The sequence below is a fragment of the Enterobacter sp. CPE_E1241 genome (genome assembly GCF_045618265.1).
Taxonomy (GTDB): Bacteria; Pseudomonadota; Gammaproteobacteria; order Enterobacterales; family Enterobacteriaceae; genus Enterobacter; species Enterobacter adelaidei.
Genome location: NZ_JBIWYV010000001.1, coordinates 2025613 through 2052606, shown reverse-complemented (window position 1 = coordinate 2052606; position 26994 = coordinate 2025613). Strand labels below are relative to the sequence as shown.

24 protein-coding genes and 1 other RNA gene are annotated in these 26994 nt (G+C 53.1%); 10 read left to right on the top strand and 15 right to left on the bottom strand.

The genetic code is table 11. From position 1 onward, the window contains the following. Positions 1-197: 197 nt before the first annotated feature. The gene (gene lpp, locus ACJ9Y9_RS10005; RefSeq protein ID WP_001082307.1) at positions 198-434 is read left to right on the top strand and encodes a murein lipoprotein Lpp; all 237 of its coding nucleotides are present in this window, start codon (positions 198-200) and stop codon (positions 432-434) included. Between the two features lie 60 nt (positions 435-494). Here lpp and ACJ9Y9_RS10000 read toward each other — a convergent pair whose 3' ends face one another. The 9 genes from ACJ9Y9_RS10000 to ACJ9Y9_RS09960 all read right to left on the bottom strand — a co-directional run bounded on the left by ACJ9Y9_RS10000 (position 495) and on the right by ACJ9Y9_RS09960 (position 9573). Beyond that, positions 495-1508, bottom strand: coding sequence for a L,D-transpeptidase family protein (locus ACJ9Y9_RS10000; protein ID WP_028017266.1), 1014 nt, complete (start codon positions 1506-1508; stop codon positions 495-497). Positions 1509-1605: 97 nt separating this feature from the next. Continuing rightward, positions 1606-2022: a cysteine desulfuration protein SufE gene (gene sufE, locus ACJ9Y9_RS09995; RefSeq protein ID WP_028017265.1), complete on the bottom strand. Its 417-nt coding sequence runs from the start codon at positions 2020-2022 to the stop codon at positions 1606-1608. A 14-nt stretch (positions 2023-2036) separates the two neighbouring features. After that, positions 2037-3257: a cysteine desulfurase SufS gene (gene sufS / locus ACJ9Y9_RS09990; RefSeq protein ID WP_028017264.1), complete on the bottom strand. Its 1221-nt coding sequence runs from the start codon at positions 3255-3257 to the stop codon at positions 2037-2039. Further along, positions 3254-4525: a Fe-S cluster assembly protein SufD gene (gene sufD / locus ACJ9Y9_RS09985; protein ID WP_028017263.1), complete on the bottom strand. Its 1272-nt coding sequence runs from the start codon at positions 4523-4525 to the stop codon at positions 3254-3256. Before sufD ends, sufS begins: the two co-directional genes overlap by 4 nt. Then, positions 4500-5246, bottom strand: a complete 747-nt coding sequence (gene sufC / locus ACJ9Y9_RS09980; protein WP_028017262.1) for a Fe-S cluster assembly ATPase SufC — start codon at positions 5244-5246, stop codon at positions 4500-4502. The genes sufD and sufC overlap by 26 nt, the downstream gene beginning before the upstream one ends. A gap of 9 nt (positions 5247-5255) precedes the next feature. After that, positions 5256-6746 carry a Fe-S cluster assembly protein SufB gene (sufB, locus tag ACJ9Y9_RS09975; RefSeq protein ID WP_028017261.1) on the bottom strand — a complete coding sequence of 497 codons (1491 nt, stop codon included), beginning with the start codon at positions 6744-6746 and terminating at the stop codon, positions 5256-5258. Positions 6747-6754: 8 nt separating this feature from the next. After that, on the bottom strand, positions 6755-7123 hold the full coding sequence (gene sufA / locus ACJ9Y9_RS09970; protein WP_028017260.1) for a Fe-S cluster assembly scaffold SufA: 369 nt from the start codon (positions 7121-7123) through the stop codon (positions 6755-6757). Positions 7124-7436: 313 nt separating this feature from the next. Then, positions 7437-8165 (bottom strand): MerR family transcriptional regulator, encoded by a 729-nt coding sequence (locus tag ACJ9Y9_RS09965; protein ID WP_028017259.1) that lies wholly within the window; start codon positions 8163-8165, stop codon positions 7437-7439. Positions 8166-8352: 187 nt separating this feature from the next. Next, positions 8353-9573 carry a diguanylate phosphodiesterase gene (locus ACJ9Y9_RS09960; RefSeq protein ID WP_028017258.1) on the bottom strand — a complete coding sequence of 407 codons (1221 nt, stop codon included), beginning with the start codon at positions 9571-9573 and terminating at the stop codon, positions 8353-8355. Positions 9574-9915: 342 nt separating this feature from the next. Here ACJ9Y9_RS09960 and ycgZ point away from each other — a divergent pair, with 342 nt between their 5' ends. The 4 genes from ycgZ to fdhF all read left to right on the top strand — a co-directional run bounded on the left by ycgZ (position 9916) and on the right by fdhF (position 13130). Continuing rightward, complete coding sequence (gene ycgZ / locus ACJ9Y9_RS09955; RefSeq protein WP_028017257.1) at positions 9916-10155, top strand: regulatory protein YcgZ; 240 nt, start codon at positions 9916-9918, stop codon at positions 10153-10155. 4 nt (positions 10156-10159) lie between these two features. Next, positions 10160-10480, top strand: a complete 321-nt coding sequence (locus ACJ9Y9_RS09950) for a hypothetical protein (protein ID WP_028017256.1) — start codon at positions 10160-10162, stop codon at positions 10478-10480. Positions 10481-10509: 29 nt separating this feature from the next. Then, entirely contained in the window at positions 10510-10788 is a 279-nt protein-coding gene (locus ACJ9Y9_RS09945; RefSeq protein ID WP_028017255.1) for a biofilm/acid-resistance regulator YmgB/AriR, read from the top strand. 191 nt (positions 10789-10979) lie between these two features. Next, positions 10980-13130: a formate dehydrogenase subunit alpha gene (fdhF, locus tag ACJ9Y9_RS09940; protein ID WP_407226096.1), complete on the top strand. Its 2151-nt coding sequence runs from the start codon at positions 10980-10982 to the stop codon at positions 13128-13130. Positions 13131-13548: 418 nt separating this feature from the next. Here the strand turns inward: fdhF and ACJ9Y9_RS09935 are convergent, their stop codons facing one another. The 3 genes from ACJ9Y9_RS09935 to ACJ9Y9_RS09925 form a co-directional block, all read right to left on the bottom strand. Then, positions 13549-13743 (bottom strand): YdiH family protein, encoded by a 195-nt coding sequence (locus ACJ9Y9_RS09935; RefSeq protein ID WP_010430192.1) that lies wholly within the window; start codon positions 13741-13743, stop codon positions 13549-13551. An 85-nt stretch (positions 13744-13828) separates the two neighbouring features. Beyond that, positions 13829-14239: a 1,4-dihydroxy-2-naphthoyl-CoA hydrolase gene (menI, locus tag ACJ9Y9_RS09930; RefSeq protein WP_028017253.1), complete on the bottom strand. Its 411-nt coding sequence runs from the start codon at positions 14237-14239 to the stop codon at positions 13829-13831. Next, positions 14236-17292 (bottom strand): FAD-binding and (Fe-S)-binding domain-containing protein, encoded by a 3057-nt coding sequence (locus tag ACJ9Y9_RS09925; protein WP_028017252.1) that lies wholly within the window; start codon positions 17290-17292, stop codon positions 14236-14238. Before ACJ9Y9_RS09925 ends, menI begins: the two co-directional genes overlap by 4 nt. A 199-nt stretch (positions 17293-17491) precedes the next feature. Here ACJ9Y9_RS09925 and ydiK point away from each other — a divergent pair, with 199 nt between their 5' ends. The 5 genes from ydiK (at position 17492) to ACJ9Y9_RS09900 (ending at position 20377) form a co-directional block, all read left to right on the top strand. Further along, a complete protein-coding gene (ydiK, locus tag ACJ9Y9_RS09920) occupies positions 17492-18607 on the top strand; it encodes an AI-2E family transporter YdiK (RefSeq protein WP_028017251.1) in 1116 nt (371 codons plus the stop codon). 194 nt (positions 18608-18801) lie between these two features. Beyond that, an RNA gene (gene rprA / locus ACJ9Y9_RS09915) (antisense sRNA RprA) lies at positions 18802-18909 on the top strand. Between the two features lie 156 nt (positions 18910-19065). Then, positions 19066-19560: a type VI secretion system tube protein TssD gene (locus ACJ9Y9_RS09910; protein WP_028017250.1), complete on the top strand. Its 495-nt coding sequence runs from the start codon at positions 19066-19068 to the stop codon at positions 19558-19560. After that, on the top strand, positions 19560-19928 hold the full coding sequence (locus ACJ9Y9_RS09905) for a tlde1 domain-containing protein (RefSeq protein ID WP_028017249.1): 369 nt from the start codon (positions 19560-19562) through the stop codon (positions 19926-19928). The genes ACJ9Y9_RS09910 and ACJ9Y9_RS09905 overlap by 1 nt, the downstream gene beginning before the upstream one ends. A gap of 2 nt (positions 19929-19930) precedes the next feature. Then, the gene (locus tag ACJ9Y9_RS09900; RefSeq protein ID WP_032666816.1) at positions 19931-20377 is read left to right on the top strand and encodes a hypothetical protein; all 447 of its coding nucleotides are present in this window, start codon (positions 19931-19933) and stop codon (positions 20375-20377) included. Positions 20378-20454: 77 nt separating this feature from the next. Here ACJ9Y9_RS09900 and ACJ9Y9_RS09895 read toward each other — a convergent pair whose 3' ends face one another. The 3 genes from ACJ9Y9_RS09895 to ppsA form a co-directional block, all read right to left on the bottom strand. After that, entirely contained in the window at positions 20455-22851 is a 2397-nt protein-coding gene (locus ACJ9Y9_RS09895; RefSeq protein ID WP_028017247.1) for a glycoside hydrolase family 3 N-terminal domain-containing protein, read from the bottom strand. A gap of 3 nt (positions 22852-22854) precedes the next feature. After that, complete coding sequence (locus ACJ9Y9_RS09890; RefSeq protein WP_028017246.1) at positions 22855-24255, bottom strand: MFS transporter; 1401 nt, start codon at positions 24253-24255, stop codon at positions 22855-22857. Between the two features lie 233 nt (positions 24256-24488). Next, positions 24489-26867 (bottom strand): phosphoenolpyruvate synthase, encoded by a 2379-nt coding sequence (gene ppsA, locus ACJ9Y9_RS09885; RefSeq protein ID WP_028017245.1) that lies wholly within the window; start codon positions 26865-26867, stop codon positions 24489-24491. Positions 26868-26994: the final 127 nt, after the last annotated feature.

Here is a 26994-nt window from a genome sequence, read left to right as displayed (position 1 = left end):
GCGAATTATCTAAGATGAATCCGATGATAAATGCCTTTTTTTACATAGATTTTTGCCCGAAAAGGGCTGATTCGATGCTTCTTTGAGCGAACGATCAAAAATAGGGGTATTCCCAAAAAAATATTCTCAACCCAAAAAACTTTGTGTAATACTTGTAACGCTACATGGAGATTAACTCAATCTAGAGGGTATTAATAATGAATCGTACTAAACTGGTACTGGGCGCGGTAATCCTGGGTTCTACTCTGCTGGCTGGTTGCTCCAGCAACGCTAAAATCGATCAGCTGTCTTCTGACGTTCAGACTCTGAACGCTAAAGTTGACCAGCTGAGCAACGACGTGAACGCAATGCGTTCCGACGTTCAGGCTGCTAAAGACGACGCAGCTCGCGCTAACCAGCGTCTGGACAACCAGGCTACTAAATACCGTAAGTAATAGTACCTGTTAATAAAATGGCGCACATTGTGCGCCATTTTTTTTGCCTGCATCAAACTGCTACTGCGTCACCTTCTCCCCTTCATCTTCCGCTACGGCAGCAGACGCCTGACTGTTCTGCACCGACAACACGTTATTACTGGCTGATGGCGCGCTACCCGACGATACAACAACCGGGATCCCGGCACGGCGTGACAGGGCCTTATTGATAAGCGTTTTATCACTTCCCGCCTGAGAAACAAATGTCGCAAAGTCTGCGGAGTGCGTGATTGGCGAAACCTGCGGGTTTTCCCCCTCAACCTGCGCCAGCGGACGGTGGACTTCAATATAGCGTTTACCATCCGGTTCGACGGAAAACTTCACGGGCTCATTGATAATCTGTACCCGCGTGCCAACCCGTACCTGTTCAAACAGAGCTTTAATATCCGGGGCGTTCATCCGCATACAGCCAGAGCTTACCCTCAGGCCGACGCTGTCCGGCGCACTGGTGCCGTGGATCAGGTATTCCCCATTACCCACACCTAAACGCAGTGCAAAGCGTCCTAGCGGGTTATTCGGCCCGGCGGGTACAACCGGAGGTAATTTAATCCCCTGCTCCAGAGAGCGTGCTCTGATGCCCGGTGTTGGTGTCCAGGTAGGATTAGGGATTTTCTGGCTCACCCGCGTGGTCGTGACGGGTGTTTCCAGCCCCAGTTGTCCGATGCCGAGCGGAAAAACCTGAACAATGTTTTCTCCCGGCGGGAAGTAGTAGAGCCGAAGCTCAGCGAGATTCACCACAATCCCCTCGCGGGGCGTATCCGGCAACAGCATTTGCGACGGAATGGTAATAACGGTTCCCGGGGCAGGGTTTATCGGCGCAATAGTATTGTTGGTTTCCAGGATCACCTGGGCTGCAGTATTAAACCGGCGGGCAATGGTCTGCAGCTTATTATCCCCTTCCTGTATCGTGTAGGTTTGATTTTGCCCAATCAGACGACTGCCTGCGGGCGGCAATGGGTAGTCCATCGCGCGGGCCGAATTAAGAGCACCGAGCGAACCAAGGAGTAATAGAGTTATGAGAGACGCGCGCTTCATGCTGAGATTCCTTATTCACTGACAGAACGTCAGAAAGCTGAAAAACCAGCGAGGCGGGAACCACCTCGCGAAACAGAATGAATGCTGTTTTATAAGTCTAGCTAAGGATTGCAGCTTTAGCGCGAATGGCGCGAATCATCGCTTCGAGTCCCTGGGAACGGGAGGGGGTGAGGTGTTGAGTCAGAGCCATTTTTTCAAACCACGGGCGGACATCAAACGCAACAATGTCCTGCGCCGACATCTGGTGATAAAGAATAAACACCACGGCGATAAGCCCTTTTACAATCGCTGCATCGCTGTCGCCGTGCAACTGGATTGTGCCGTCGTGAGTTTGCTCCATCACAATCCACACCTGGCTCTGGCAGCCCTGAATAGTATTCTCCGGGTTATGCGCCTCTTCACTGAGCGGGGGTAAACGCTGTCCCAGCTCAATAATATAGAGATACTTCTCTTCCCAGTTCGCGCAACGCCCGAAGTTACGCAGCAATTTATCTTTATCCGGCAACTCTGCCATATTTTGCCTCTCCGTTAGCCCAGCAGCTGGTGAATACGTTTTAGCCCTGCCACCAGTCTGTCGACCTCTTCCATTGTGTTGTACATCACCAGCGACGCGCGACACATTGCCGGCACCTGGTAAAACGCCATCAGCGGCATGGCGCAGTGGTGTCCGGTACGGACCGCCACGCCGTAGTTATCGAGAAAACTGCCCACGTCATAGGCATGGTGTTTCCCGAGATTAAACGCGATCACCCCTTGCCGGTCAGCAGGTCCATAGAGGGTCAGATCCGGCACGCTGGCAAGCTCCGCAAGCGCATAGTGCATCAGCAGCTGTTCGTACTCCTGAATACTATCAAGGCCGATCGCGGAGACATAAGAGACCGCCGCCCCCAGTCCGATAATCCCGCCTGTGTTAGGTGTCCCCGCCTCAAAACGCCACGGCGCACGGGCGTAGGTAGTCCCTTCCGACAGGCTGACGGTGGCGATCATCGACCCGCCGCCTTCCCACGGCGGCATCGCCTGCAGGATGTCCTCTTTCACATACAACACGCCAATCCCCGTTGGGCCATACAGCTTATGCCCGGAGAAGACGTAGAAATCACAGTCCAGCGCCTGAACATCAACCGCGTGGTGCATTACCGCCTGAGCACCGTCAATCAGCACCTTCGCGCCGGCCTGATGGGCTTTCCCGACAATCTCTGCGACCGGGTTTTCCGTCCCCAGTACGTTGGAGACCTGAGTGACCGCCACCAGCCGGGTTTTATCGTCGAGTAATGCGTCAAGCTGCTCGAGCTGCAGCGTCCCGTCTTCATTCAACGGAATGACCCGCAATTGCGCCCCCACACGCTCACAGAGCATCTGCCACGGCACAATATTGGCGTGGTGCTCCATCTGGGTGATGATGATGTTGTCACCTGCGTGGACCTGCGCGTTGCCCCAGCTGTTGGCGACAAGGTTGATCCCCTCCGTGGTACCCCGCACAAACACCAGCTCTTCCGGTGACCGTGCATTGAGAAAGGCGGCTATTTGCGTACGCACATTCTCCATGCGTTGAGTCGCTTCAGCACTCAGCGTGTGGATCCCCCGATGCACGGCGGCGTAGCCATGACGGTAGAACTCGGCTTCCGCATCCACCACCTGATTCGGCTTCTGTGCGCTGGCCGCACTGTCCAGGTAGGCCAAAGGAAGACCGTTTACTTCACGGGTCAGAACCGGAAAATCTGCCCGCACTTTCTCTACGGGAAAACTCATACTTCGCCTCCAGGCAGACGCTGACCAATACGGGCCAGCACCTGCTGTTTTAACAGGCCATCGTGCAACGCTTCCGTCAGTTCGGCGGCAAACGCATAGATAATCATTTTCTGCGCCGCCTGCTGGTCGATGCCACGGGAACGCAGGTAGAACATCTGCTCATCATCAATCCGCCCGACCGTCGCACCATGGCTGCATTTCACGTCGTCGGCGTAGATCTCCAGTTGCGGCTTGGTATCCACTTCCGCCAGTCGCCCCAGCAGCAGATTGTTATTGGTCATCTGCCCGTCAGTTTTAATCGCGTGTTGCGCCACGTTAATCAGGCCATTAAACACCGCACGCCCTTTGTCGCTGACAATGGTTTTGTGCAACTGACGGCTGTTGCAGTAGCCCTTGTTGTGTTCAAGCCAGGTGCGCGTGTCGCACACTTCCGCTTTGACCGGCATCGCCAGGCTGTTGATGCGCAGCGTGGTGTTTTCACCGTTAAGCTGCGTGCTGGTGTTATGGCGCAGCACGGCGCCACCGAGTAGAAAACTGTGGCTGTAGGCTGCGGCATCCTGACCGAGCAAAATATCGTTATGGGCGAAGTGGTGACTCTGCGCATTCTCAAACGCCAGCTTGATATGGTGAAGATGGGCATTGGCGGCAACGTTCATCGTCAGACGCGATCCGGTAAAGTGTCGGATATCGTTGAGACTGACGTAATGCTCAATCACCGTGGCTTCCGCCCCCTCAGCCAGTTCAAGATGATGGCGGTAGTGAGCCGTGTTGATCTCGTCGCCGTCCAGCCCCTGGGTGATATGCATCAGCAACAGCGGTTTGGCCGGGCGCTGGTTACGCTTCACATGAATATGCGTCACCGACTGCGCCAGACTTTCAGTGAGATGCAGAAACACTTCCGGCTGAACTGCTGTCGTCAGGCTCTGACGATCGTCGTTAATCGCGATGCCGAACCCGCTCTCCTGCGTGTCATCACTCAGTTCCGGGCGGAACTGACCATCGACAAACACCAGACGCACGGCATCCACACTCAGTGCCAACGCATCGCGCTGCACCGGGGTGATATCCGCCAGACGGGTGACAAACTCGCCGTTCATCAGGCCATCAAGCGGGGTGTATTTCCAGTTCTCATGCTTTCGCGAAGGCAGGCCGAGACGCAGCATCTGCTGTAAATGTTGCTGCGCTTGCTCAGATCGTGTCTCACCCTGGGCTTCAAACAGTCTGTGCCACTGCTGGAGCGCATTACTGCTGTTCGGTAAGCCAGCCATAACCCTGCTCCTCCAGTTGTTTAACCAGCGTAAAATCACCCGATTTCACAATGCGCCCCTGGTAAAGCACGTGGACGTAGTCCGGCTTGATGTAGTCGAGAATACGCTGATAGTGGGTGACGATAATGAACGAACGCTTACCATCGCGAAGGGAGTTAACGCCGTCAGCGACAATCTTCAGGGCGTCAATATCCAGACCGGAGTCGGTCTCATCCAGAATGCACAGCGCGGGTTCCAGAACCGCCATCTGCAGGATGTCGTTGCGTTTTTTCTCACCCCCAGAGAAACCAACGTTAACCGAGCGGGTAAGCAGATCCTCCGGCATTTTCAGCAGTTTGATCTTCTCTTCCATCAAATCCTGGAAATCGAAGCGGTCCAGCGCCTCCAGGCCGCGATACTTGCGCACCGCATTCAGCGCCGTTTGCAGGAAGAACTGGTTACTGACGCCAGGGATTTCTACTGGGTACTGGAAGGCCATAAAGATGCCCTCTCCCGCACGATCTTCCGGGGACATTTCCAGCAGATCTTTGCCGTTAAATTCGACCGAGCCGTGGGTCACTTCATAATCTTCACGGCCTGCCAGCGTCGCTGAAAGCGTACTTTTCCCGGAACCATTCGGCCCCATGATGGCGTGAACTTCACCCGGTTTGACATCAAAATTGAGGCCACGCAGGATCGCTTTGTCTTCCACGCTAACCTGTAAATCTTTAATACGTAACATGTGCTTTCCTTAACCGACGCTGTGTTCAAGACTAATGGCGAGGAGTTTCTGTGCTTCAACGGCAAATTCCAGCGGCAGTTCAGAGAACACGTCCTTACAGAAGCCGTTCACAATCATCGAAATAGCATCTTCTTCGCTGATCCCGCGTTGCAGGCAGTAGAAGAGTTGATCTTCCCCAATACGCGACGTCGTCGCCTCGTGCTCAAGCTGGGCGGTATTGTTACGACACTCAACGTACGGGAAGGTATGCGCCCCGCAGTCCGCGCCAATCAACATCGAGTCGCACTGGGTAAAGTTGCGCGCATTGGTGGCCGTCGGCATGATTTTCACCAGACCACGATAGCTGTTCTGGCTGTGTCCGGCGGAGATGCCTTTCGAGATGATGGTCGACCGGGTATTTTTCCCGATGTGGATCATCTTGGTCCCGGTATCGGCCTGCTGATGGCCACTGGTCAGCGCCACAGAGTAGAACTCACCGATGGAGTTATCCCCACGCAGAATGCAGCTCGGGTATTTCCAGGTGATAGCCGAGCCCGTTTCTGACTGGGTCCACGACATCTTGCTGTTTTCACCTTCGCACAGCGCACGTTTGGTAACGAAGTTCAGGATGCCACCGGTATTGCCGTCACCCGGGAACCAGTTTTGTACCGTCGAGTATTTCACCTCGGCATCTTTATGGATGATGACCTCCACTACCGCCGCGTGCAGCTGGTAGCTGTCACGCACCGGGGCGGAACACCCTTCGATGTAACTGACATAGCTGCCCTCATCGGCCACTAAAATGGTCCGTTCAAACTGACCGGTTTTTTCGGCGTTGATGCGGAAATATGTCGAGAGTTCCATCGGACAGCGCACGCCTTTCGGCACATAGATAAAGGTACCGTCAGAGGCCACCGCCGCGTTGAGCGCCGCAAAGAAGTTGTCGTTAGAGGGCACCACGGTCCCTATGTACTTTTTCACCAGTTCCGGGTGCTCGTGAATGGCTTCACCGAAGGAGCAGAAAATGATCCCCTGCTCTGCCAGCTTTTCACGGTAGGTGGTTGCCACTGAGACGGAGTCAAAAATGGCGTCTACCGCCACCTCTTTGCCCTCACGTACGGGCACGCCCAGCTGGTTGAAGGCTTCTTCCACCTCTTTGCTGAGGAAGCTGTTTTCAGCGCCAGTCTGCTGTACTGCGCCAGGCTGAGAGGCACAGGTATCGTCGCAACTGCCGCAGGATGGCGCTGAGTAGTAGCTGTAGTCCTGATAATTCAGCTTGTCATAATGCGCTTTCAGCCAGTGCGGCTCTTCCATCTCCAGCCACGCGCGGTAAGCGCTCAGGCGAAACTCCAGCATCCACTCTGGCTCATTACGTTTCGCCGAGATCGCCCGCACGACATCTTCGTTAATGCCTTTCGCCAGCTCGTCGGTCTGCAGCTGGGTGAAGAACCCCTCTTTATAGTTGAGGTGCCCCCCGCTCCAGGTATTTACTTCACTCGTTGCTTCAGTATTACGAGACATAGTTCCGCCTATACCCCAAAGCTTTCGCCACAGCCGCATTCGTTCTGGGCTTTCGGGTTGTGAAATTTGAACAGCTGGTTTAAACCTTCCCGTACGTAGTCCACTTCTGTACCGTCGATAAAGGGCATGGCCTGCAGCGCGACGTACAATTTTGCGCCGTCGGTCTCGAAGACCAGATCATCTTTCTCGGGTTCGGTGACGGTATCAAGCACGTAGCCGAAGCCTGCGCATCCCGTCTGTTTGACTCCAAGGCGCACGCCGAGGATCTCGGGCTTTTTCGCCACCAGCTCGTGAATATGTGCCGCCGCCGCTGGCGTGAGCGTTAAACCGCGCCAGGTAAAATCGGCAGGATTGAAGGTTTCTGAATGCAGTTCCATAGGTCCACCTCATCTGATTAGCCATCAGGGCATAACACCATGTTAGTGATAACGATTATCACTTCAACCCTCTGGCAGCAGGGGCATTCGGCTAAACCGCCCTTTTTGGCTACTTTTATTAAGCATAGACCCTGTTGCGACAGGCCGGAGGGATGGATTTAATTGTTCAATGCATTGATAAATAATGCATTATTCATCCAAAAACACGAAGGAAGAGGAAAAAATAAAATATGCATCGGAAATGCCTATTTTTAAGATAGACGATGCCCGGAAAGTGACACTGATAAAAAAAGGCCTTCAAGGCCTCTTACACTCAGTGATGAAATGAGACAGCAAACCCCTGTTCACGCCAGTGATCGAGCTGTTCCTGCTGGCGAGGCGTTGGGGATTTCCCCGTCCAGACGAAGATTTTTTGCCCCGGGAAAAGTTCCGGACGCGGTGAGTCAATAGGTTCCGCCAGCACATCAATATGCCAGCCTTTCTGCGATAAGCGAGCAGCCTCAAGCCACAGATGAGTACGGTCCTCGCATTCCCAGCCAATAAGCAGCGCGTCTTTACCCGCTTTCTTGCGGGACTCCGCCAGGCTTGCAATCGCGAATTCAATCAGGACGCCGTCAAGCAGGCTTGCCATGTGACGCACGGTGTTCTGGTCCTGATTCATTCGCTGGCGGACGGGAGAGATGATGTTATCAATCAGTGCATCCAGCGCGTGATCGCGGCGGAACTCACCAATTTTGGCGCGCAGCTTTGCCGGGCTGGCATAACGCAGAACGGTCATCATCTCTTCCTGGAATGAAACCCAGTTACCCTGAGTCAGTACGTCCTTGTTTTCCAGTAAGGCTTTGACTTTTCCGACCGAGACGCCGCTTTTCATCAGGCGCTTGATCTCTTCAATACGCAGGATATCTTCATCGTCAAACTGACGATGACCCCCTTCGCTACGCTGCGGCTTCAACAATCCATAACGGCGCTGCCAGGCACGCAGCGTAACGGGATTGATACCGCATCGTTCGGCCACTTCGCCGATACTGTAATAGGCCATTAACTCCCTCACGCACAGTACTTCCATACCCAACTACACCAACCTTATCAGATTGTACAAACCATTTGTATAACTAAGACCTCGTTTTAAGCAGGTGATTGCGTTACAAGCCATTTACCTGTTAATACATTGCTGTATAAATTTTACCGTTCGTACAGTCACGTCAGTCGAACTGTGTACAGCTTTTTCAGAAATCGGACTTTTTCTCTGGCCACGCAATAGCCGGAATTCCGCCATGCCGGGGGGTGGCAAAAAGGTGTCCCTGAAACTGAGAAATTCCCGCAGACTCCAGCCACATCCACTCTTCCGCCTTCTCCACGCCGACCGCACAGAACTGAATTTCAAGGGAGGTACAGCACTTGATGATCGCCTGAATGATGGCCTGTCTGGGGCCGCTTTTGTGCACGTTTGCGACCAGGTCGCGATTAATTTTAATTCTGTCCGGCTGGAACTGTGCCAGTAACTGTAGCCCGGCAAAACCGGCACCAAAGTGATCGATCGTCACACTGATACCCGCACTTTTTAACTGCCTGACCGAATGGGTAAATTCATCGAAACGGGAAATGGCTTCGCTCTCCGTAAACTCCACCACAATTTGCTCGGGCACAAAGCCATTTGCATCAATCGTGGTGAGCAGGAAGTCCACGGCGTTTGGGACATTCACCAGCGTCATAGGTAGCAGGTTGAGGGATAATGTCTGGTCCTGTAGCCCCAGCGCGCTGGCCATTGAGAGCGCAACCTGCTTGCTGTGCAAATCAGACGCGTACACGTCGTCACGTGGGCGGTTGGCGAAGTACACACCTGGTGAATCCCCGGACGGTGTGCGGAGAAGCGCTTCCCAGGAGACGACCTGCTGCATGAACGGATCGACGATGGGTTGAAACGCAAAACTGCAGTCCGCTCCTTTTGCCACCACCTCAGGTTGCGCGGATAGCGGTGTTTCTTCGGGGATAAAATCCCATGAATCCGCCGGAGGCAATTCAAAATAGTTGGCTTTCTCAGTGGCCTCGACAAAGGTGCGGAAAAACTGCAAAGGACGGTCATTGTATGTCAACTGATAACGTGTGGTGCCTTTGTTAAGCACCTGCTGAAGTACCTCTTCCCTGTCGAACTGGCGCAAATCAAACAGCTCCATACCCACGTTGCCAAAACGCCGGGTAGGCCCGTGATCGCGCATCAACTCCACCACGTTATGGTGGCGTGCGTCCTTACAGATCTGCTCATAGATTGACGAAACGTGTTCGACTGGCCCTTCGAGCAATTGAAAAAAATGAGTGCCGTTAAACAGCAAGATCCCCGTGACATTGGATTGCCGGTTTTTACTATTTGCAGCAGCGACCATTTTTTCCAGCGCTTTCACTGGAACGTCCTCGCAGATATGACTGCGGTAAATGATGGTTGTAAGCATGCTATTCCTGGGGGGGTTAAGGTTCTGACCACAAAAACATGTGGATACGGATCTTTTATAGCACATTAATTGCCTGACAAATAATTTACAACTCAATCATTTACGCCGTTTAATGATTCCTTTTTTTTGCGCCGTACAACTTAAAAGTGCCGCTCTGATTTGTACAATATATCTTGTAGAGATACCGTTTCACGAAAATCAAATAACACATTGAAATAATAGAAATTAATTAAAAATATCACAAATAAATCCAAAATCTGTACATTTTTAATGTACAGATTTGCGAATTATGTATACCTTAAATGTAACGTTACTGATTACGAATTTTTACAGGAGTGAAACATGCAACAGAACGGTTATGTCGCAGATTCGGCAGCAGCGATTGCACAGTACTTCGAAAAAGCAGCACTTCCTACTCAGCAGGAAACATTGGGGCAGGTCGTGGTTGAGATTCTTAGCGACGGGCGAAACCTCAATCGCAAATCGCTCTGTACCAAACTGTTAAGCCGCCTCGAAAGGGCCGATGGCCCGGAAGAGGAACAACATTATCACATGCTGCTTGGTCTCCTCTTCGAGCGGTAATGCCATGAACAGCAGTGACGCAGATCGACTGATAGACCAGCTTATCGGTGAAGCCGTCCTTTCTCTTCTGAAAGAGCGGGGGCCAGTGACAACCGAAGGATTGCTACAGCGTCTGCGGGTCATGAAAAAACATGAAAAGGATCCCTGGCGGCGGGAGACACTTGCGGTGGTGATTGCCGAGATCGGCTCAAACAGCATCGCCTTTACACGTCGCAGAACCGCGCAAGGACGAACGAACAGAGAGGGATCTCTCAACGATAACAAAGACAATGTTGTGCCGTTATTTGGAAGTGGAAAACCGTCCAACCCCAAAAAAATACATTGACTGTCATTTAACAGCTACGGTGAGAACAAATGAGACAAAATATTCAGCTTCAACCCGAATACCATTCTGCTTTTTTAGACAGTGCGCTGTCGGAATATTTCCGTCACGCAGGCGATCGTTTTGCTGAAGAGTCCGCTGTTTTTTCTACTGCAGTACGCTGTGTTCTGGCCTCCGAAGGGCATCTCTCCAACAAAGCGATCATCCTCTGGCTCATTCAGACGCTGGAATCGACCAACGACGTTGTCCAGGCGGATGTTATTCGCAAGACCCTGGAAATTGTCGTGGGCTACACCATGGACGACCTGTAATATCACGGCCACTCATCCTGCTCTCGTGTCATCGTCAAAACTGACGAATGTTCTGACGATGACACGCGCCTTCCTCGCTTAACCCCCTGTAAAACCAGCAAAGCCAACCTGGCACGGTTCCTGCTTACTTCCGATTACGGGGCTGGGTTTTCCAGCCAACTTTGCTTCATTTCTTAACAGGTCTGTTATTGATGAAAAAGATCGCTAGCGTCTGCCCCTACTGCGGTGCAGGCTGTAAATTAAACCTTGTCGTTGAAAATAACCGTATTATCCGTGCCGAAGCGGCAGAGGGCGTCACAAACCAGGGCACCCTGTGTCTGAAAGGCTTTTACGGCTGGGATTTCCTCAACGATACCCGTCTCCTCACCCCACGCCTGACCCAACCGATGATCCGCTACCACAAAGGAGAGGCATTTACTCCCGTCACCTGGGAAGAGGCAATCCGCTATACCGCCCACAAACTCAGCAGCATTAAAGAGCAGTACGGCCCACGGTCGATCATGACCACCGGCTCCTCCCGTGGTACCGGGAATGAAACCAACTATGTGATGCAGAAATTTGCCCGTGCTGTGCTGAACACCAACAACGTCGACTGCTGCGCACGCGTCTGTCACGGTCCTTCCGTTGCCGGCTTACAGGAAACGTTGGGCAACGGGGCAATGAGTAACTCCATCAACGACATCGAAAATTCAAAATGTCTGCTGGTTTTTGGCTACAACTGCGCAGACTCTCACCCTATCGTCGCCAGACGTGTGCTGAAGGCCCGGGAAAACGGTGCAAAAATCATCGTCTGCGATCCGCGTCGCATTGAAACGGCGCGCATTGCCGATCAGCATCTGCAACTGAAAAACGGCAGTAACATGGCGCTGGTGAACGCCTTTGGTTATGTGCTGCTGGAAGAAGAACTCTATGACAAAAACTACGTTGCGCGTTTTACAGAAGGGCTTGAGGCCTATCGTCAGACGGTAAAAGACTACGCACCAGAGAATGTCGAACATCTTACCGGCATTCCCGCCCGCGATGTTCGCCAGGCGATGCGCACTTTTGCGGCGGCACCTTCAGCCACCGTGATGTGGGGCATGGGTGTAACGCAGTTTGGTCAGGCTGTCGATGTGGTCAAAGGACTTTCCAGCCTGGCGCTGCTGACCGGCAACCTTGGACGACCTGCCGTCGGCGTTGGCCCTGTACGCGGCCAAAATAATGTACAGGGCGCCTGCGATATGGGGGTTCTACCCAATATGTTCCCGGGTTACCAGAACGTCACGGACCCGGCAATCAGGCAGAAGTTCGCTGATGCGTGGGGGATTGACGTCAACAAAATGGACGATCGTGTCGGAACACGCATAACTGAAGTGCCACACCTGGCACTGGAAGGTAAGGTCAAAGCCTATTACATCATGGGGGAAGATCCGCTTCAGACCGAGGCCGATCTCGGCCTGGTTCGCAGCGGTTTTGAGGCCCTCGACTTTGTGGTGGTTCAGGACATCTTTATGACCAAAACAGCGGAAGTGGCGGATGTTCTTCTCCCCGCCACCTCCTGGGGCGAACACGGCGGTGTATTTACCTGTGCCGACCGGGGGTTCCAGCGTTTTGGCAAAGCCATCGAGGCCAGCGGCAACGTGAAGCGCGACTGGGAGATCATCAGCCTGCTCGCAAGCGAAATGGGCTACCCGATGCATTACGAGTCTAACCAGCAGATCTGGGACGAGATGCGCGAGCTGTGCCCGCTGTTCTTCGGCGTGACGTATGAAAAAATGGGTGAGATGGGTCATGTCCAGTGGCCGTGCCCGACGCTGGATCATCCGGGAACCCCGTACCTGTACAAAGGCAATCAGTTCGACACCGCATCCGGTAAAGGGCAGCTCTTTGCCGCCCCGTGGCGCGCGCCGGCGGAAACCCCGGATGCGGATTTCCCGCTGGTGCTCTGCACGGTACGCGAGGTGGGGCACTACTCCTGCCGCTCCATGACCGGGAACTGCGCCGCGCTGCAAAGCCTGGCCGACGAGCCTGGCCGCGTGCAAATGAACCCTGCCGATGCAGCTAAGCTGGGCATTACAGACGGGCAACTGGTCTGGGTGCGTTCGCGTCGTGGTAAAGTGATTACCCGCGCCAGCATTAGCGAGCGTATCAACGCCGGGGCGGTCTATATGACCTATCAGTGGTGGATTGGGGCCTGTAACGAACTGACGCAGGACAACCTCGATCCCATCTCCAAAACGCCGGAGACGAAATACTGCGCGGTGCAGCTGGAGGCGATTGAGGATCAGCGCTGGGCGGAGGATTTTGCGGCTTCATCTTACCAGACGATGAAAACGCGGTTGATAAACGCAGTGAATGTCTGATAATGAATGAGGCTCGCAACAGCGAGCCTCGTTTCCCTTACCCAATCATCAGCAGGCAAGACAGGTCGTCCCCGTCATTTATTTTATCAATCGCATGATCCTGGCGGGCATCAATGATTTGATTATGCCGCGTCTTCTCCGAAAAGCTGGCGATGGTTCTCATCATCACTTATCGACTCATCTCTCCATGCATTGATTTCACGCTCAGGAATACCTTGATATAGAAACATTCGAGAACAATGCGATAAAACTGGCGCATGATAGTCGCAGTATTTTCCCAGGAAAGTAGCTATGGTAAACCTTGTAAAGATGGAAGTTGCGCAAAACATGGGGCTCTGACAAACATGAACTTTCACAGACGTTTTGCCACTGCTGGTTTATTAAAGGCCGCAATCGCGGCCCTTTCATTTACATACACTCAATGGACGTGAACGCCCAACCGCCAGGCAAAGTAGATCTCTTCTTTCAGTTCATTCGAAGAGAGCGCCAGCAAATCTGCAAATTCCAGCTCAAGCTGTTTCAGCTTTTTCAGGTACTGCGCCGGAGACAGGTTGCTCTTATCGCGACGTAAATATTCAATTGCCAGCTGTGTTGGGGTTATTTCAGTATCCATGATGTCCTCGCTTATGTACAAAACCTGACCACTATATCACAACGCAGTGGCTAACTTTTGACCAAAGGCAAAACATCTGAAAACTTTACACAACCGCCGTCGTCAGCCGCGACGAGCAGCACAAACGATCCTGCTCATCGAGAATATCAATTTGCCACACCTGATGGCGACTTCCGGCGTGCAGCGCGCGGCAAACACCGCGCACACGACCGCTACGCACCGAGCGAATATGGTTAGCATTCACCTCCAGCCCGACGACCTTCTGCTCCCCTTCGGTACAGAGATACCCTGCCACCGAGCCCAGCGTTTCAGCCAGCACGACGGACGCTCCGCCGTGCAATAAGCCAAACGGCTGATGAGTGCGGTGATCGACAGGCATTGTAGCCTCAATCTCATCGTCACCGATGCGGGTGAACTGGATATCCAGCAGTCCCACCATATTCCCCTCGCCCATGGCGTTGAGCGCCTGCAGCGTTACAGCTCGTTTCCAGATCATCCAATTATCTCCAGTAAAGCCTGCAATGGGTGGCGTACCCCGTTACCTTCTACCCGTTTCACCTGACTACGACAGGAGTAGCCTGTCGCCAGACAGCGGTTTCGCGGCAAACGCTGCATCGCCTGATGCCAGGACAACTCGTAGATACCGAGCGAGTTCGCGTGATTTTTCACTTCGTGTCCGTAGGTTCCGGCCATGCCGCAGCAGCCCACATTGACGCTCTCCAGCTTCGCGCCGAAGCGGGCAAAGACTGAGGCCCACTGGGCAGGGGCACCCGGCAGCGCGGTGACTTCCGTGCAGTGACCGAACAGATACCACGGTTCACCGCTGACATCCTGACCAGCCTTATCCTCCAGGGCCATCGGCAGCCACTCGTGCACCAGCATGACGTGGAAATCACCACGTTTATCGCCCAACGTCTGCTTGTATTCATCGCGATAGCAAAGCACCAGCGCCGGATCGACGCCAACCATCGGTATACCCAGTTGCGCCACACGGTTTAAGAAATCAGAAGTTTTCTGCGCGGTTTTCGCAAAACGCGTCAGGAAGCCTTTAATGTGCTGCGCCTTACCATTCGGAGAGAACGGCAGAACCACTGGCTGATAACCCAGCTTCTCTGACAAGCGGATGAAATCCGCGACCACTTGCGCATCGTAGTAACTGGTGAACGGATCCTGCACCACCAGCACCACATTCGCTTTTTGCTCAGGGGTTAACGCCTCAAGCTGTTCAAGGGTCATGTTCGCTGAGCGGTGTCCGACAAGCTGTCGTTGCAGCGACGGTACCGACAGCAGCGGCAGATCGACCATCCCGATATGTTTTTCGGAGAGCTTGCGCACCAGTGGTTGATTAATAAAGAAGTTAAAGGTCTTTGGCGCACGCGCCATCAGCGGCGCATAACTTTCAACTGTCGCCACCAGATGGTCACGTACCGGACGCAGGTATCGGGTGTGATAAAGCTGCAGAAAACGCGAACGGAACTCCGGCACATCTATCTTAATCGGGCATTGGGTTGAGCAGGCTTTGCAGGCCAGACAGCCAGACATCGCCTCTTTCACCTCATGGGAGAAATCATACTCGCCTTTATTTGCATGCCAGCTATTCCGTGTGCGCTCAATCAGCGAACGCAGGCTGGCGCGTTTTTCCGGTAGCTCCTGCTCAAGCTTGAGCGGATCCACTCCTCGGTCGGCCAGCAGACGCAGCCATTCGCGCACCAGCGTTGCACGCCCTTTCGGAGAATGGATACGGTTACTGGTGATTTTCATCGACGGACACATCGGGCTTTTCACATCAAAGTTAAAGCACAGGCCGTTGCCGTTGCACTCCATCGCGCCGCGCCATGAGGAGCGTACTGCGATAGGGATCTGTCGGTCATAGGTGCCGCGTTTAACGGCATCCACCCGCAGCATCGGCGCATCCACACCTTCAGGCGGACAGATTTTCCCCGGGTTGAGACGGTTATCCGGGTCAAACGCCGCTTTAACTTTGCGCAACTCCGCGTAGAGCTGCTCGCCGAAAAATGCCGGACTATATTCAGCGCGGAAGCCTTTACCGTGCTCGCCCCACAGCAGGCCGCCATATTTCGCGGTTAACGCAACGACGTCATCGGAGATCTGTTTCATCAGGATCTCCTGCTGCGGGTCGCACATATCCAGCGCCGGACGCACGTGCAACACCCCGGCGTCAACGTGGCCAAACATGCCATAGCTCAGGCCGTGGCTGTCCAGCAGGGCACGAAACTCAACGATATAATCCGCCAGATGCTCAGGCGGAACGCAGGTATCTTCGGCAAACGGAATGGGCTTGGCCGCCCCTTTCGCGTTGCCAAGTAGCCCCACGGCTTTTTTCCGCATCGCGTAGATACGTTCAATGCCGGCCAGATCGTTACAGAGCTGCCAGCCAATCACCCCACCTTCACCCTGCGCAATAAGTTCATCCAGCCGCTGACAGAGCGTCGTCACCTGGTTTTCAATAAGCGCCGCGTCATCGCCGGCAAATTCAACGATATTAAGGCCAAGCATTTCTTTATCTGGCACATCGGTAATCAGCTCACTGACGGAGTGCCAGACGATGTCTTCCCGGGCCAGGTTCAATACTTTGGAGTCGACGGTTTCAACCGACAGCGCTTGCGCTTCCACCATAAAAGGTGCATTACGCAGCGCAGAGTCGAAAGAGTCATATTTGACGTTCACCAGGCGACGTACCTTCGGCAACCGGGTGATATCCAGCCGCGCCTCGGTAATAAACGCCAGCGTTCCCTCGGAGCCGGTCAGTATGCGGGTTAAATCGAACTGGGTCAGATCATCGTTAAACACATGACGCAGATCGTACCCGGTCAGAAAACGGTTCAGTTTGGGGAATTTGTCGAGGATCAACTGACGGTTTTCGCGGCAGCGCTCCAGCACGGTACGATAGATCCGTCCGCTGGCGGTGTTATCTTTACCCAGGGTTTCCGCCAGTGCAACCGGCATCGGCTGCGTATCAAGAATATCACCGCCCAGCAGAACGGCACGCACGCCCAGCACGTGATCGGAGGTTTTACCGTACACCAGCGAGCCCTGACCGGAGGCATCCGTGTTGATCATCCCGCCGAGGGTCGCGCGGTTGCTGGTGGAGAGCTCAGGGGCAAAAAAGTAGCCGTAAGGCTTGAGATACTGATTCAACTGATCTTTGATAACGCCCGCCTCGACCCGCACCCATCCCTCTTCAGGGTTGATTTCAATAATGCGGTTCATATAGCGAGACATATCAACAATGATGCCCTGGTTCAGCGCCTGGCCATTGGTTCCGGTGCCACCGCCACGTGGGGTAAAGACCAGAGAAGCAAACCGCTCCTGCGTTGCCAGCCGGGCGATAAGCGCGACATCGGCCGTTGAACGAGGGAAAACAACGGCATCGGGAAGAAGCTGGTAGATACTGTTATCAGTCGCCATCGTCAGCCTGTCGGCATAATTCGTGGCGGTATCACCTGTAAAACCCTGTTGCTCCAGTGCCTGCAAAAAATTAAGCACCAGCTGAACGACGCCAGGTGCCTGAGAAATCTGTGGGATCATGACTGTCGACCCTAATTAGAGTAATTTGAAATCGTTTGCGTTGTGTCTGGAAAGTTTTATCACATTTTTTTCTTATGTGCTTCGTAGAATTACGGGCAAAATCCGCCTGTCAAAAATCGCCGAGATCACTAATGATTAGAGAGACGCGGTTTTCCGTTCCCGCCAGCCACGCTGGTGTTCATTAAAGGAAGTTTCAAATATGGTCAATCTTCGCCAGCCCAGGGATGTTGCGCAAATCTTGCTGTCGGTGCTGTTCCTGGCTCTCATGATTATTGCGTGTCTGTGGATTGTTCAACCCTTTATTCTCGGCTTCGCCTGGGCTGCGACCGTTGTCGTTGCCACGTGGCCTTTACTGTTGCGTTTGCAGAAGCTGCTGTTTGGCCGCCGCGGGTTAGCGGTGCTGGTTATGACACTCTTGTTGTTCCTGCTGTTTATTATTCCCATTGCTTTACTGGTGAATAGCCTGGTGGATTCCAGTGGTCCGATAATTCGAGCCATTACCAGTGGTGAGCTGACGCTACCGGATCTCGCCTGGCTAAACAGTATTCCAGTGGTGGGTGCCAAACTCTATAGCGGCTGGCATAGCCTGCTGGAGATGGGCGGCAGCGCGTTGATGGCGAAAGTGCGTCCTTATATTGGTACCACCACCACCTGGTTTGTGGGACAGGCGGCGCATATTGGTCGCTTTATGATGCACTGTACCCTGATGCTGGTCTTCAGTGCCCTGCTCTACTGGCGTGGTGAGCAAGTTGCTTTGGGTGTTCGTCATTTTGCTACCCGTCTGGCGGGCAAACGGGGTGACGCAGCGGTACTGCTGGCTGCACAGGCTGTGCGCGCGGTTGCGCTTGGCGTTGTGGTAACGGCGCTGGTGCAGGCGATACTGGGCGGTATCGGTCTGGCAATTTCCGGTGTGCCGTACGCCACCGTCTTTACCGTTGTGATGTTGACGACCTGTCTTGCGCAACTGGGACCGTTGCTGGTGCTGATACCCAGCATCATCTGGCTTTACTGGACAGGTGATACCACGTGGGGAACGGTTCTGCTGGTGTGGAGCTGCGTGGTTGGTACGATGGACAACGTCATTCGTCCAATACTCATCCGCATGGGTGCTGACCTGCCGCTGATCCTGATCCTCTCAGGCGTTATTGGTGGATTGATTGCCTTTGGCATGATTGGCCTGTTTATTGGCCCGGTGCTTCTCGCCGTGACATGGCGTCTGTTCTCCGCCTGGGTGCATGAAGTGCCGCCACCGGGTACTGACCCGGACCTCATCCTGAATGAGCTGGAAGAGCTCGAAGATAAGAACAGTCCGTAACCGCAGTGCCGGGTAAGATATGCTTACCCGGCCCTTAACACTTAAGCAATACTTAACTATTTATTCATTGAGCACTGGTCAGACCCACCTTCCCTGCACTAAATCTGCTGCTAACCTCAAGAAATCTTTACGTCTCTTTAACTATTGAGACGAATCTGATCGACGCTAAATAACACAATGCCTAGTATTAGCACACGGTTATAAATCAACACCTTGGTTTATAAGCATGGAAATCCCCTGAGTGAAACAACGAATTGCTGTGTGTAGTCTTTGCCCATCTCCCACGATGGGCTTTTTTTTATCTTAAAAACAGCGGTTTATGAAATGTCGTGAAGCTGTTAAAGCACGACGTTTTCTCTCTCTTCAATGATAATTAGCCCCAACTCATTAACAATCTAAATAATTGATTTTACTAACTTTATAGCTAATATGTCCCATTCCAAACGGAGGGATAATAAATGGCTATACCTGTTTATTTGTGGCTGATTGATGATGCCGGAAATCAATTAAAAGGATCTGTAGACGTTCATGGTAGAGAGGGTTCGATAGAGATTGTGGAACTGATGCACAGCGTAGATTTGCCTACTGATAACCTTACAGGAAAACCCACAGCTAAGCGTATCCACTGTGACTATGCACTAATCAAAGAAGTAGACTGTTCATCCCCTTACCTCTATCAAGGTGTATCATCGGGTAAGAAATTCAAACAGGCTGTGTTAAAGTTCTATCGTATTAACTACAACGGACAAGAGGAAGAATATTTCCGCGTAACAATGGATGCTGTCAGGATTAATGAAATAGAGCCTTTTACGTTTGATATTAAAAATCCTACATTTGAAAAGCACAATCATCTTGAAGAATTCTATTTAGCCTATGAAAAGATAACATGGCACTATTTAGACGGTAATATAATACATTCTGATTTATGGGACGGTAACAAGGAGGTAGCATAATGCCTTGGGTATATAAAATAAGCTCACATAGCTTTTATCTGAATGGGACCTATCAATTTGATGCTAAATATTCAGGTAAACCCGGGTTTAAGAATGATTCAGCTAATGAGTGTGTTAAGAATAAAGGTCCCCTTCCCAGAGGGATTTACACTATCGGTCCTGCTTTCAGCCATCCGAAAACTAAAGCATGGACTATGAGGCTAACACCCTATCCTGAAAATAAAATGTGTGGGCGTGATGGTTTTTTGATACATGGTGATAACTCATCTGGACTTAGTGACGCTTCGAATGGATGTATTGTCCTGATATTACCCTATCGTAAACTCATTGATGCCAGTACAGATAAAATTTTAGTAGTGGAAGGCTGATTATGTTTAAAAAACTACTAGCGTGTATATTTATTACTGTTCCTGTGGTGTCTTCAGCAAAAGATTACGGCTGTGCCTCAATTGGTTTATCAATGGAGTCATCTTTATTTGACGCACTTTCAAAAGATTTGAAAATAGACACTTCAACTTTAGACGAGACAAAAGCAAAAGTAGAAATCATTGATGTTTCACCAATATCTAAAATCTATGCGGAATCACTAGCAAGGGTTGATTTCAATAATGCACCAGCCAAAGACAAATCAGAAGAAACCTATAACAAAATTTACTTCTCAAGCTATTATGAAAATGAGGTGAAATCTATAACTGTAAAATATACATATACAAACAAAGTAGGGAAGAAATCTGTTTTTATTGCCACAAGCCTTATGAATAAAGATGAATGCTCTATAAGGTTCAACGGGTACATTACTCTTTCAAGAGAGTTTTAAACATAAAAGCCCCATCAGGGGCTTGTTTTAACATTCTTTCCTTCAGGAACAAAGGTAACCGATCTGCTCCCGATTGATTAACACACCGCAATGCCTTCATTTGCGCGCTTAACCTGACAGCTACTGAGCATCCGCCACTCCGCAGGCAGCACCCGCGTTTCACCTGTCACATTAACCGTCACCACCTCGCGGATATCCGTCGACGATGCGCCAATCTGCAACTCAAACTCACCCGGCTCAACAATGCGTTTTCCGTCCCGACGGGTGAAGTTGAACATCTCAACTGGCAGCATAAAGGTGAGCGTGGCGGTTTCGCCCGGCGAGAGCGTGACGCGCTGGAATGCCTTTAGCTCCTGAAGTGGCCGTACCTGCGTGGCAACCTTATCCCTGACGTAAACCTGCACCACCTCGCTGCCACTGCGTTCTCCGGTATTGGTAATATCCACACTCAGCGTCACCTCACCGTCAACCGGCACGCTGGATGCCACCACTTTCGCCGTTCCCCAGTTAAACTGCGTCCAGCCAAGGCCGAAACCAAACGGATAACGAGATCCGAAATGGAACGCAAACGGCGTACCGCCACTTTTGAGCTTGTGATTGTAGTAATACGGCATTGCCCCGGCACTTTTCGGCACGCTCACTACCAGACGCCCTTGCGGTTCCGCACGCCCTGTCAGTACGTCCGCAATCGCCCAGCCCCCTTCCTGCCCTGGAGCCCAGGCCATAATGAGTGCCGCTACTTTGTCTTCCAGTCCCTGCAGGTTGTATGGCCGCCCTCCGGTCATCACGACAATCACCGGTTTGCCGTTGGCTACCAGCGCCTCCAGAAGTTGCTGCTGCACACCCGGCAGATTCAGAGAATCGGTATCAGACCCTTCCCCTACCGTGCCGCTCTGGAACAATCCGGCGAGGTCGCCAACACAAGCCACCACAACATCACTCTCTTGCGCAGCGTTAACAGCGTCGGGGATCAAATCAGTACATTGAGAAACCGGCGACTGCTGCATCGGTTTGCCGCCGCTGTCGCCCGGGAAGACCGGCGCGCCCGCCATCCGTTTTTCGATAATGTGACACCCTTTGGCGTAGCGGACCTGTGAGGCACCAAGATAATGCTCCAGCGCCGCACGCGGGGTCGTGACCTGCGAGGTCTCTTCCACCATATCGCTGATGATCAAATGCACCGGGAAACTGTAACCGCTGAGCAGCGCGAGCGGGTCGTCCGCCGTCGGCCCCACCACCGCCATGCGGGGTTTACCGCCCAGAGGCAAAATGCCGTTATTCTCAAGCAGCGTCAGCGAACGGGTCGCCACATCCCTCGCGACCTGGCGGGTGACATCATTCTGCAGATCAATGCCATGTTCATCGGCATACGGTTTCTCAAACAAACCCAAGCGGAATTTTTCAGTCAGTACGCGCCTCACGATTTCATCGACTTTGGCCATGGAGATCAGTCCACGCTCAACGGCTTCTGCCAGATGGCGCGCGCAGTCATCTTTCGGCAGTTCGACATCCAGCCCGGCGTTGAACGCCAGCGCAGCGGATTCGGCCGCGTCGTGGGAAATCCCGTGGTGCTGGTGCAGCAGGCTGACGCCGCCGTAGTCCGCGACAATAATCCCGTCGAACCCCCACTGCTCGCGCAGGACGGTGGTCAGCAGGAAGCTGTCGCTGTGCCCCGGCTGGTTATCAATATCGTGGTACGCGGGCATAACCGAACCGGCGTTTGCCAGCTTGACCGCCATTTCAAACGGCAGCAGGAAGGTGTCGTTCAGCTCGCTGAATCCGAGGTGGACCGGCGCATGGTTGCGCGCGCCTTCGCTGAACGAGTGACCCACGTAATGTTTCAGGGTCGCCAGCAGATCGCGTTTATCGCCCTGTAAGCCCTTCACGTAGGCGGTGGCCATCACCCCCACCAGCCACGGATCTTCACCAAAGGTCTCTTCGGTACGCCCCCAGCGGACATCGCGAGAGACATCCAGCACCGGCGCCAGCCCCTGCTGACAGCCAACGGACCGCGCCTCTTTACCGATCTGCTCTGCCGCGCGCTGTACCAGTTCAGGATCCCAGGTAGAGCCGTAGTTCAGCGACGACGGGAACAGCGTAGCGTCTTTGCACAGCAGCCCCACCAGGCACTCTTCATGGAACAGCGCCGGTATGCCGAGACGCGTCTCCTCCATCATCATGCGCTGCAGGCGGTTAGCGGCACGCACCCCAGTTTTCGCGTCGACGATATGGGTACCCAGTGGACGGGTGATCTGCCCGACGCCAAGCTTTAGCCGTTCACTGAGCGAAGCCTGCTCGCTCACCCCGGAGAATTCGTCACTCAGATCGCTGCGCTCACGATGGTTACCGTTTTCATCGAGGATCAGCCAGTACGCATGCATCTGGGCAAACTTCTCTTCCGGGGTCATACGTGCCAGTAAGTCGGCGACGCGCTCGTGTACTGGACGTCCCGCGTCCTTATAGATAGCTGTCATGTTTTACTCCTGTAGTGCGGAAGGGGTTGCCGGGCTGAGTTGCCCCGTGTCAGGTCTCACCTCACGTTTGCTGGCCAGCTCCCGGGCAATGGAATCCACCAGCCGGCTGTTAAGTTTGTAGATAGCAAGCAGCGCGACCATGCAGAGGAACAACGCGCAAGGGATAAGGGTGAACAGTGCATTAATGGTAGAGAGGACATGCGGTGCCTGAGTTGCCTGTCCCGGGGCGTAATCCACCATACCAAGGACCCAGCCGACGACCGCCCCACCCAGCGCCAGGCCAAATTTGATGGCAAACAGCGCGGTGGAAAAAACCAGCCCGTCCAGGCGACGACCGCTTCTGTGCTCTTCGTAGTCGACCACATCGGAGAACATGGTCCACTGGAGCGGTGTGGTGAGGTTTTGCACAAAGCTAAAGACAATATTGAGGCCAAAGATCAGCCAGACCTGCGAAGGGGGAAGGAAGAAAATCAGCGCGCCGAAGATGACGAAGGAAATAATGGTCCACTGGTAGGCCCGGACGCGGTCAAATTTGCCCAGCAACCGTTCGGATAATAATGCGCCGCTTAAGGAGGCCACCATTCCGGAAACAATAAAGGCAAAAACCAGCTCCGGACGCAACAGCACATAGTTGACGTAATACATGGTGGCGGAACCGCGCGTCACCACCGCCGTTAACAGCAAAATATTAAACACGAACACAATACGCCACTGGCTGTTTCCGGCCAGCAGTTTTAAATCGGTGAGCATGGAGCCGGAGGTATCATTGCGCGGAGAATAACGCTCGCGAGTCATCAGGAAGCAGCAGAAGAACAGGACAATCCCGAGTAGTCCCATCAGGCTCATGGCATAGAAATAGCCTTTCTGCACGTTGCCCTGTCCTAACAATGAGACCAGCGGCAGGGCAATAACCGTAACAATCAACCCACCGATAAACGACAGGCCAAAGCGCCATGACTGCAGAGAGTGACGCTCGCGCGGATCCAGCGTTAGCGCGCCGGGCATGGCGCAGTAAGGTACGTTAATCGCGGAATAAATCAGGCTTAAGATCGCGTAGGTCACGCAGGCATACGCAATTTTCGCGGTCGGTCCCACGTCCGGAACATAGAAGGTGATGAGGCAACTCACGCCAAACGGAATGGCGAACCACAGCAACCAGGGACGGAAACGACCATGACGCGTTTGCGTACGGTCGACCAGTGCACCAATGCACGGGTCGACAAACGCATCGACCACGCGTACCACTAAAAACATGGTGCCCATAATCGCGGCGGGCAACCCAAAAACGTCCGTATAGAAATAAGCAAGAAATAACGTAGCCGTTTGCCAGACCAGCGCACTGGCCATATCACCTAAGCCGTAACCTATTTTATCTTTGGTACGCAATACAGAGGAAAGTGTCATTGTTATTTGCCTTTTTATCAGGTTAAAACGTATTTCAACCAGTTGCGCATCATCGATAGGGAAATGCGCAGTAAGGCTCAAGTATTAGCAACGGTTTGCGCGCTAACAATTGTCTAAATTAACAGACAAATTATGATATTTGGTTTTTTACTTTATTTGTGATGGGGAGCAAATAAGAAGAGAAATAAAAAAGGCGAGGAATAATCTCCTCGCCTTTTCGGGTTATGGTGGTGTTACTTGTTCAGTTCTGCCAGGCTCAGCCAGGTTTGCACTACGGTGTCCGGGTTCAGGGACAGACTATCAATCCCCTCTTCCATCAGCCATGCGGCAAAGTCTTCATGGTCGGATGGACCCTGACCACAAATCCCGACGTATTTACCCTGTTTCTTCGCCGCGCGAATGGACATCGACAGCAGCGCTTTCACTGCCTCGTTACGCTCATCGAACAGCTCAGAAACCACGCCGGAGTCACGGTCCAGGCCCAGCGTCAGCTGCGTCATGTCGTTCGAGCCGATCGAGAAGCCGTCGAAGTGTTCCAGGAACTGCTCAGCCAGCAGGGCGTTGGACGGGATTTCACACATCATGATGATCTTCAGCCCGTTCTCGCCGCGCTTCAGCCCCTGACGCGCCAGCTCGTCCACAACGGCTTTCGCCTGATCCACCGTACGCACAAACGGGATCATGATTTCGACGTTGGTCAGTCCCATGTCGTTGCGCACGCGTTTCACCGCTTCACACTCCAGCGCGAAGCAGTCGCGGAAGCTTTCGGACACATAACGTCCAGCCCCACGGAAGCCCAGCATTGGGTTCTCTTCTTCCGGCTCGTAGCGCTCGCCGCCCACCAGGTTGGCGTATTCGTTAGACTTAAAGTCAGACAGACGCACAATCACGCGTTTCGGGTAGAAGGCAGCACCCAGGGTGGCAATCCCTTCAGTCAGACGGCCGACGTAGAACTCTTTCGGTGAGTCGTAGCCTTTCATCATCTCGCGGATTTCGTTCTGCAGTTTCGGGTCCTGATCATCAAACTCCAGCAGTGCACGCGGGTGAACGCCGATCATACGGTTGATGATAAATTCGAGACGTGCCAGGCCCACACCTTCGTTCGGAAGGCAGGCGAAGTCAAACGCGCGGTCCGGGTTACCGACGTTCATCATGATCTTCAGCGGCAGGTCCGGCATGGTTTCAACACTGGAACTTTTCACGCTGAAGTCGAGGATATCGGCATACACATAGCCGGTATCGCCTTCGGCGCAGGAGACAGTCACATTCTGTCCGTCTTTCATGCGCTCAGTGGCATCACCGCAGCCGACAACCGCAGGAATGCCCAGCTCGCGGGCAATGATCGCCGCGTGACAGGTACGACCGCCACGGTTAGTGACGATAGCCGCCGCTTTCTTCATGATCGGTTCCCAGTCCGGGTCGGTCATGTCGGTCACCAACACGTCGCCTGGCTCAATACGGTTCATCTCGCTGATGTCGTGGATCACTTTGACCGGACCAGCACCGATGCGGTGACCGATAGCACGACCTTCCGCAACGATTTTACCCTGCGCGTGCAGCGTATAACGCTCCATGACCTGGCCGCGAGAGCGGACGGTTTCCGGACGCGCCTGCACGATAAACAGCTTGCCGGTGTTCCCGTCTTTCGCCCATTCGATGTCCATTGGACGACCGTAGTGTTTTTCAATCTGTACCGCCTGCTTCGCCAGTTCCTGTACTTCAGCGTCAGTCAGGGAGAAGCGGTCACGCTGCTCCTGCGGTACATCTTCAATTTTAACCTGCTTGCCATGCTCCTGGGTTGGGGCATAGATCATGCGGATTTTTTTCGAGCCCATAGTGCGGCGCACCACCGCCGGGCGGCCAGCAGCCAGCGTTGGTTTGTGGACATAGAATTCATCAGGGTTGACCGCCCCCTGAACCACCATCTCACCCAGACCCCACGCGGAGGTGATAAACACCACCTGGTCGAAGCCGGATTCGGTATCAATGGAGAACATCACGCCGGATGAGCCCACGTCCGAGCGCACCATACGCTGTACACCTGCGGAAAGTGCTACGCCGCGATGGTCATAGCCCTGGTGCACGCGATAAGAGATGGCACGGTCGTTGAACAGGGAAGCGAACACGTGTTTCACCGCCACCAGCACGGCATCGTATCCCTGCACGTTCAGGAAGGTTTCCTGCTGCCCGGCAAACGAGGCGTCTGGCATATCTTCTGCGGTTGCAGAAGAACGCACGGCAAAGGAGGCCTGCGCATCGTCAGCAGAGAGCTGGTTGTACGCATCGTGAATGGCTTTTTCCAGTTCCGGCTGGAAAGGTGTGTCGATAATCCACTGGCGGATTTGTGACCCGGCTTTGGCAAGCTCGGTAACGTCATCAATATCCGTTTTATCCAGCAGGTCGTAAATGCGCTGGTTCACGCCGCTCTGGTCTAAAAACAGGTTAAACGCATCGGCAGTTGTGGCAAACCCGTTTGGTACGGAGACACCCATACCCGACAGATTTGTAATCATTTCACCCAGGGAGGCATTTTTGCCCCCAACTCTGTCTACATCATTCATGCCGAGTTGGTTATACCAAAGCACCAGCGGTGACGAGCCATTGTTGGACATCGAAACAATCCTTTTGTGATATTTGATCGGAGTAAGTAACACCTGACTACGTATTTATAGTGGCATATTTATTAGCGCTAAAAAAACGGTGAATCGTGTAAGCAATTTAAATTTTCAACTTTTCGGA

What these genes read in the sequence shown, in the direction of transcription:
- ACJ9Y9_RS09895 (WP_028017247.1), bottom strand. Translation starts at nt 22,851, where the DNA reads ATGACAGCTATCTATAAGGACGCGGGACGTCCAGTACACGAGCGCGTC.
- ACJ9Y9_RS09910 (WP_028017250.1), top strand. Translation starts at nt 19,066, where the DNA reads ATGGCTATACCTGTTTATTTGTGGCTGATTGATGATGCCGGAAATCAA.
- ACJ9Y9_RS09945 (WP_028017255.1), top strand. Translation starts at nt 10,510, where the DNA reads ATGAGACAAAATATTCAGCTTCAACCCGAATACCATTCTGCTTTTTTA.
- fdhF (WP_407226096.1), top strand. Translation starts at nt 10,980, where the DNA reads ATGAAAAAGATCGCTAGCGTCTGCCCCTACTGCGGTGCAGGCTGTAAA.
- ydiK (WP_028017251.1), top strand. Translation starts at nt 17,492, where the DNA reads ATGGTCAATCTTCGCCAGCCCAGGGATGTTGCGCAAATCTTGCTGTCG.
- ACJ9Y9_RS09905 (WP_028017249.1), top strand. Translation starts at nt 19,560, where the DNA reads ATGCCTTGGGTATATAAAATAAGCTCACATAGCTTTTATCTGAATGGG.
- ycgZ (WP_028017257.1), top strand. Translation starts at nt 9,916, where the DNA reads ATGCAACAGAACGGTTATGTCGCAGATTCGGCAGCAGCGATTGCACAG.
- ACJ9Y9_RS10000 (WP_028017266.1), bottom strand. Translation starts at nt 1,508, where the DNA reads ATGAAGCGCGCGTCTCTCATAACTCTATTACTCCTTGGTTCGCTCGGT.
- lpp (WP_001082307.1), top strand. Translation starts at nt 198, where the DNA reads ATGAATCGTACTAAACTGGTACTGGGCGCGGTAATCCTGGGTTCTACT.
- ACJ9Y9_RS09900 (WP_032666816.1), top strand. Translation starts at nt 19,931, where the DNA reads ATGTTTAAAAAACTACTAGCGTGTATATTTATTACTGTTCCTGTGGTG.
- sufA (WP_028017260.1), bottom strand. Translation starts at nt 7,123, where the DNA reads ATGGAACTGCATTCAGAAACCTTCAATCCTGCCGATTTTACCTGGCGC.
- sufS (WP_028017264.1), bottom strand. Translation starts at nt 3,257, where the DNA reads ATGAGTTTTCCCGTAGAGAAAGTGCGGGCAGATTTTCCGGTTCTGACC.
- sufE (WP_028017265.1), bottom strand. Translation starts at nt 2,022, where the DNA reads ATGGCAGAGTTGCCGGATAAAGATAAATTGCTGCGTAACTTCGGGCGT.
- ACJ9Y9_RS09925 (WP_028017252.1), bottom strand. Translation starts at nt 17,292, where the DNA reads ATGATCCCACAGATTTCTCAGGCACCTGGCGTCGTTCAGCTGGTGCTT.
- sufB (WP_028017261.1), bottom strand. Translation starts at nt 6,746, where the DNA reads ATGTCTCGTAATACTGAAGCAACGAGTGAAGTAAATACCTGGAGCGGG.
- menI (WP_028017253.1), bottom strand. Translation starts at nt 14,239, where the DNA reads ATGATCTGGAAACGAGCTGTAACGCTGCAGGCGCTCAACGCCATGGGC.
- ACJ9Y9_RS09960 (WP_028017258.1), bottom strand. Translation starts at nt 9,573, where the DNA reads ATGCTTACAACCATCATTTACCGCAGTCATATCTGCGAGGACGTTCCA.
- ppsA (WP_028017245.1), bottom strand. Translation starts at nt 26,867, where the DNA reads ATGTCCAACAATGGCTCGTCACCGCTGGTGCTTTGGTATAACCAACTC.
- ACJ9Y9_RS09935 (WP_010430192.1), bottom strand. Translation starts at nt 13,743, where the DNA reads ATGGATACTGAAATAACCCCAACACAGCTGGCAATTGAATATTTACGT.
- ACJ9Y9_RS09965 (WP_028017259.1), bottom strand. Translation starts at nt 8,165, where the DNA reads ATGGCCTATTACAGTATCGGCGAAGTGGCCGAACGATGCGGTATCAAT.
- ACJ9Y9_RS09950 (WP_028017256.1), top strand. Translation starts at nt 10,160, where the DNA reads ATGAACAGCAGTGACGCAGATCGACTGATAGACCAGCTTATCGGTGAA.
- ACJ9Y9_RS09890 (WP_028017246.1), bottom strand. Translation starts at nt 24,255, where the DNA reads ATGACACTTTCCTCTGTATTGCGTACCAAAGATAAAATAGGTTACGGC.
- sufC (WP_028017262.1), bottom strand. Translation starts at nt 5,246, where the DNA reads ATGTTACGTATTAAAGATTTACAGGTTAGCGTGGAAGACAAAGCGATC.
- sufD (WP_028017263.1), bottom strand. Translation starts at nt 4,525, where the DNA reads ATGGCTGGCTTACCGAACAGCAGTAATGCGCTCCAGCAGTGGCACAGA.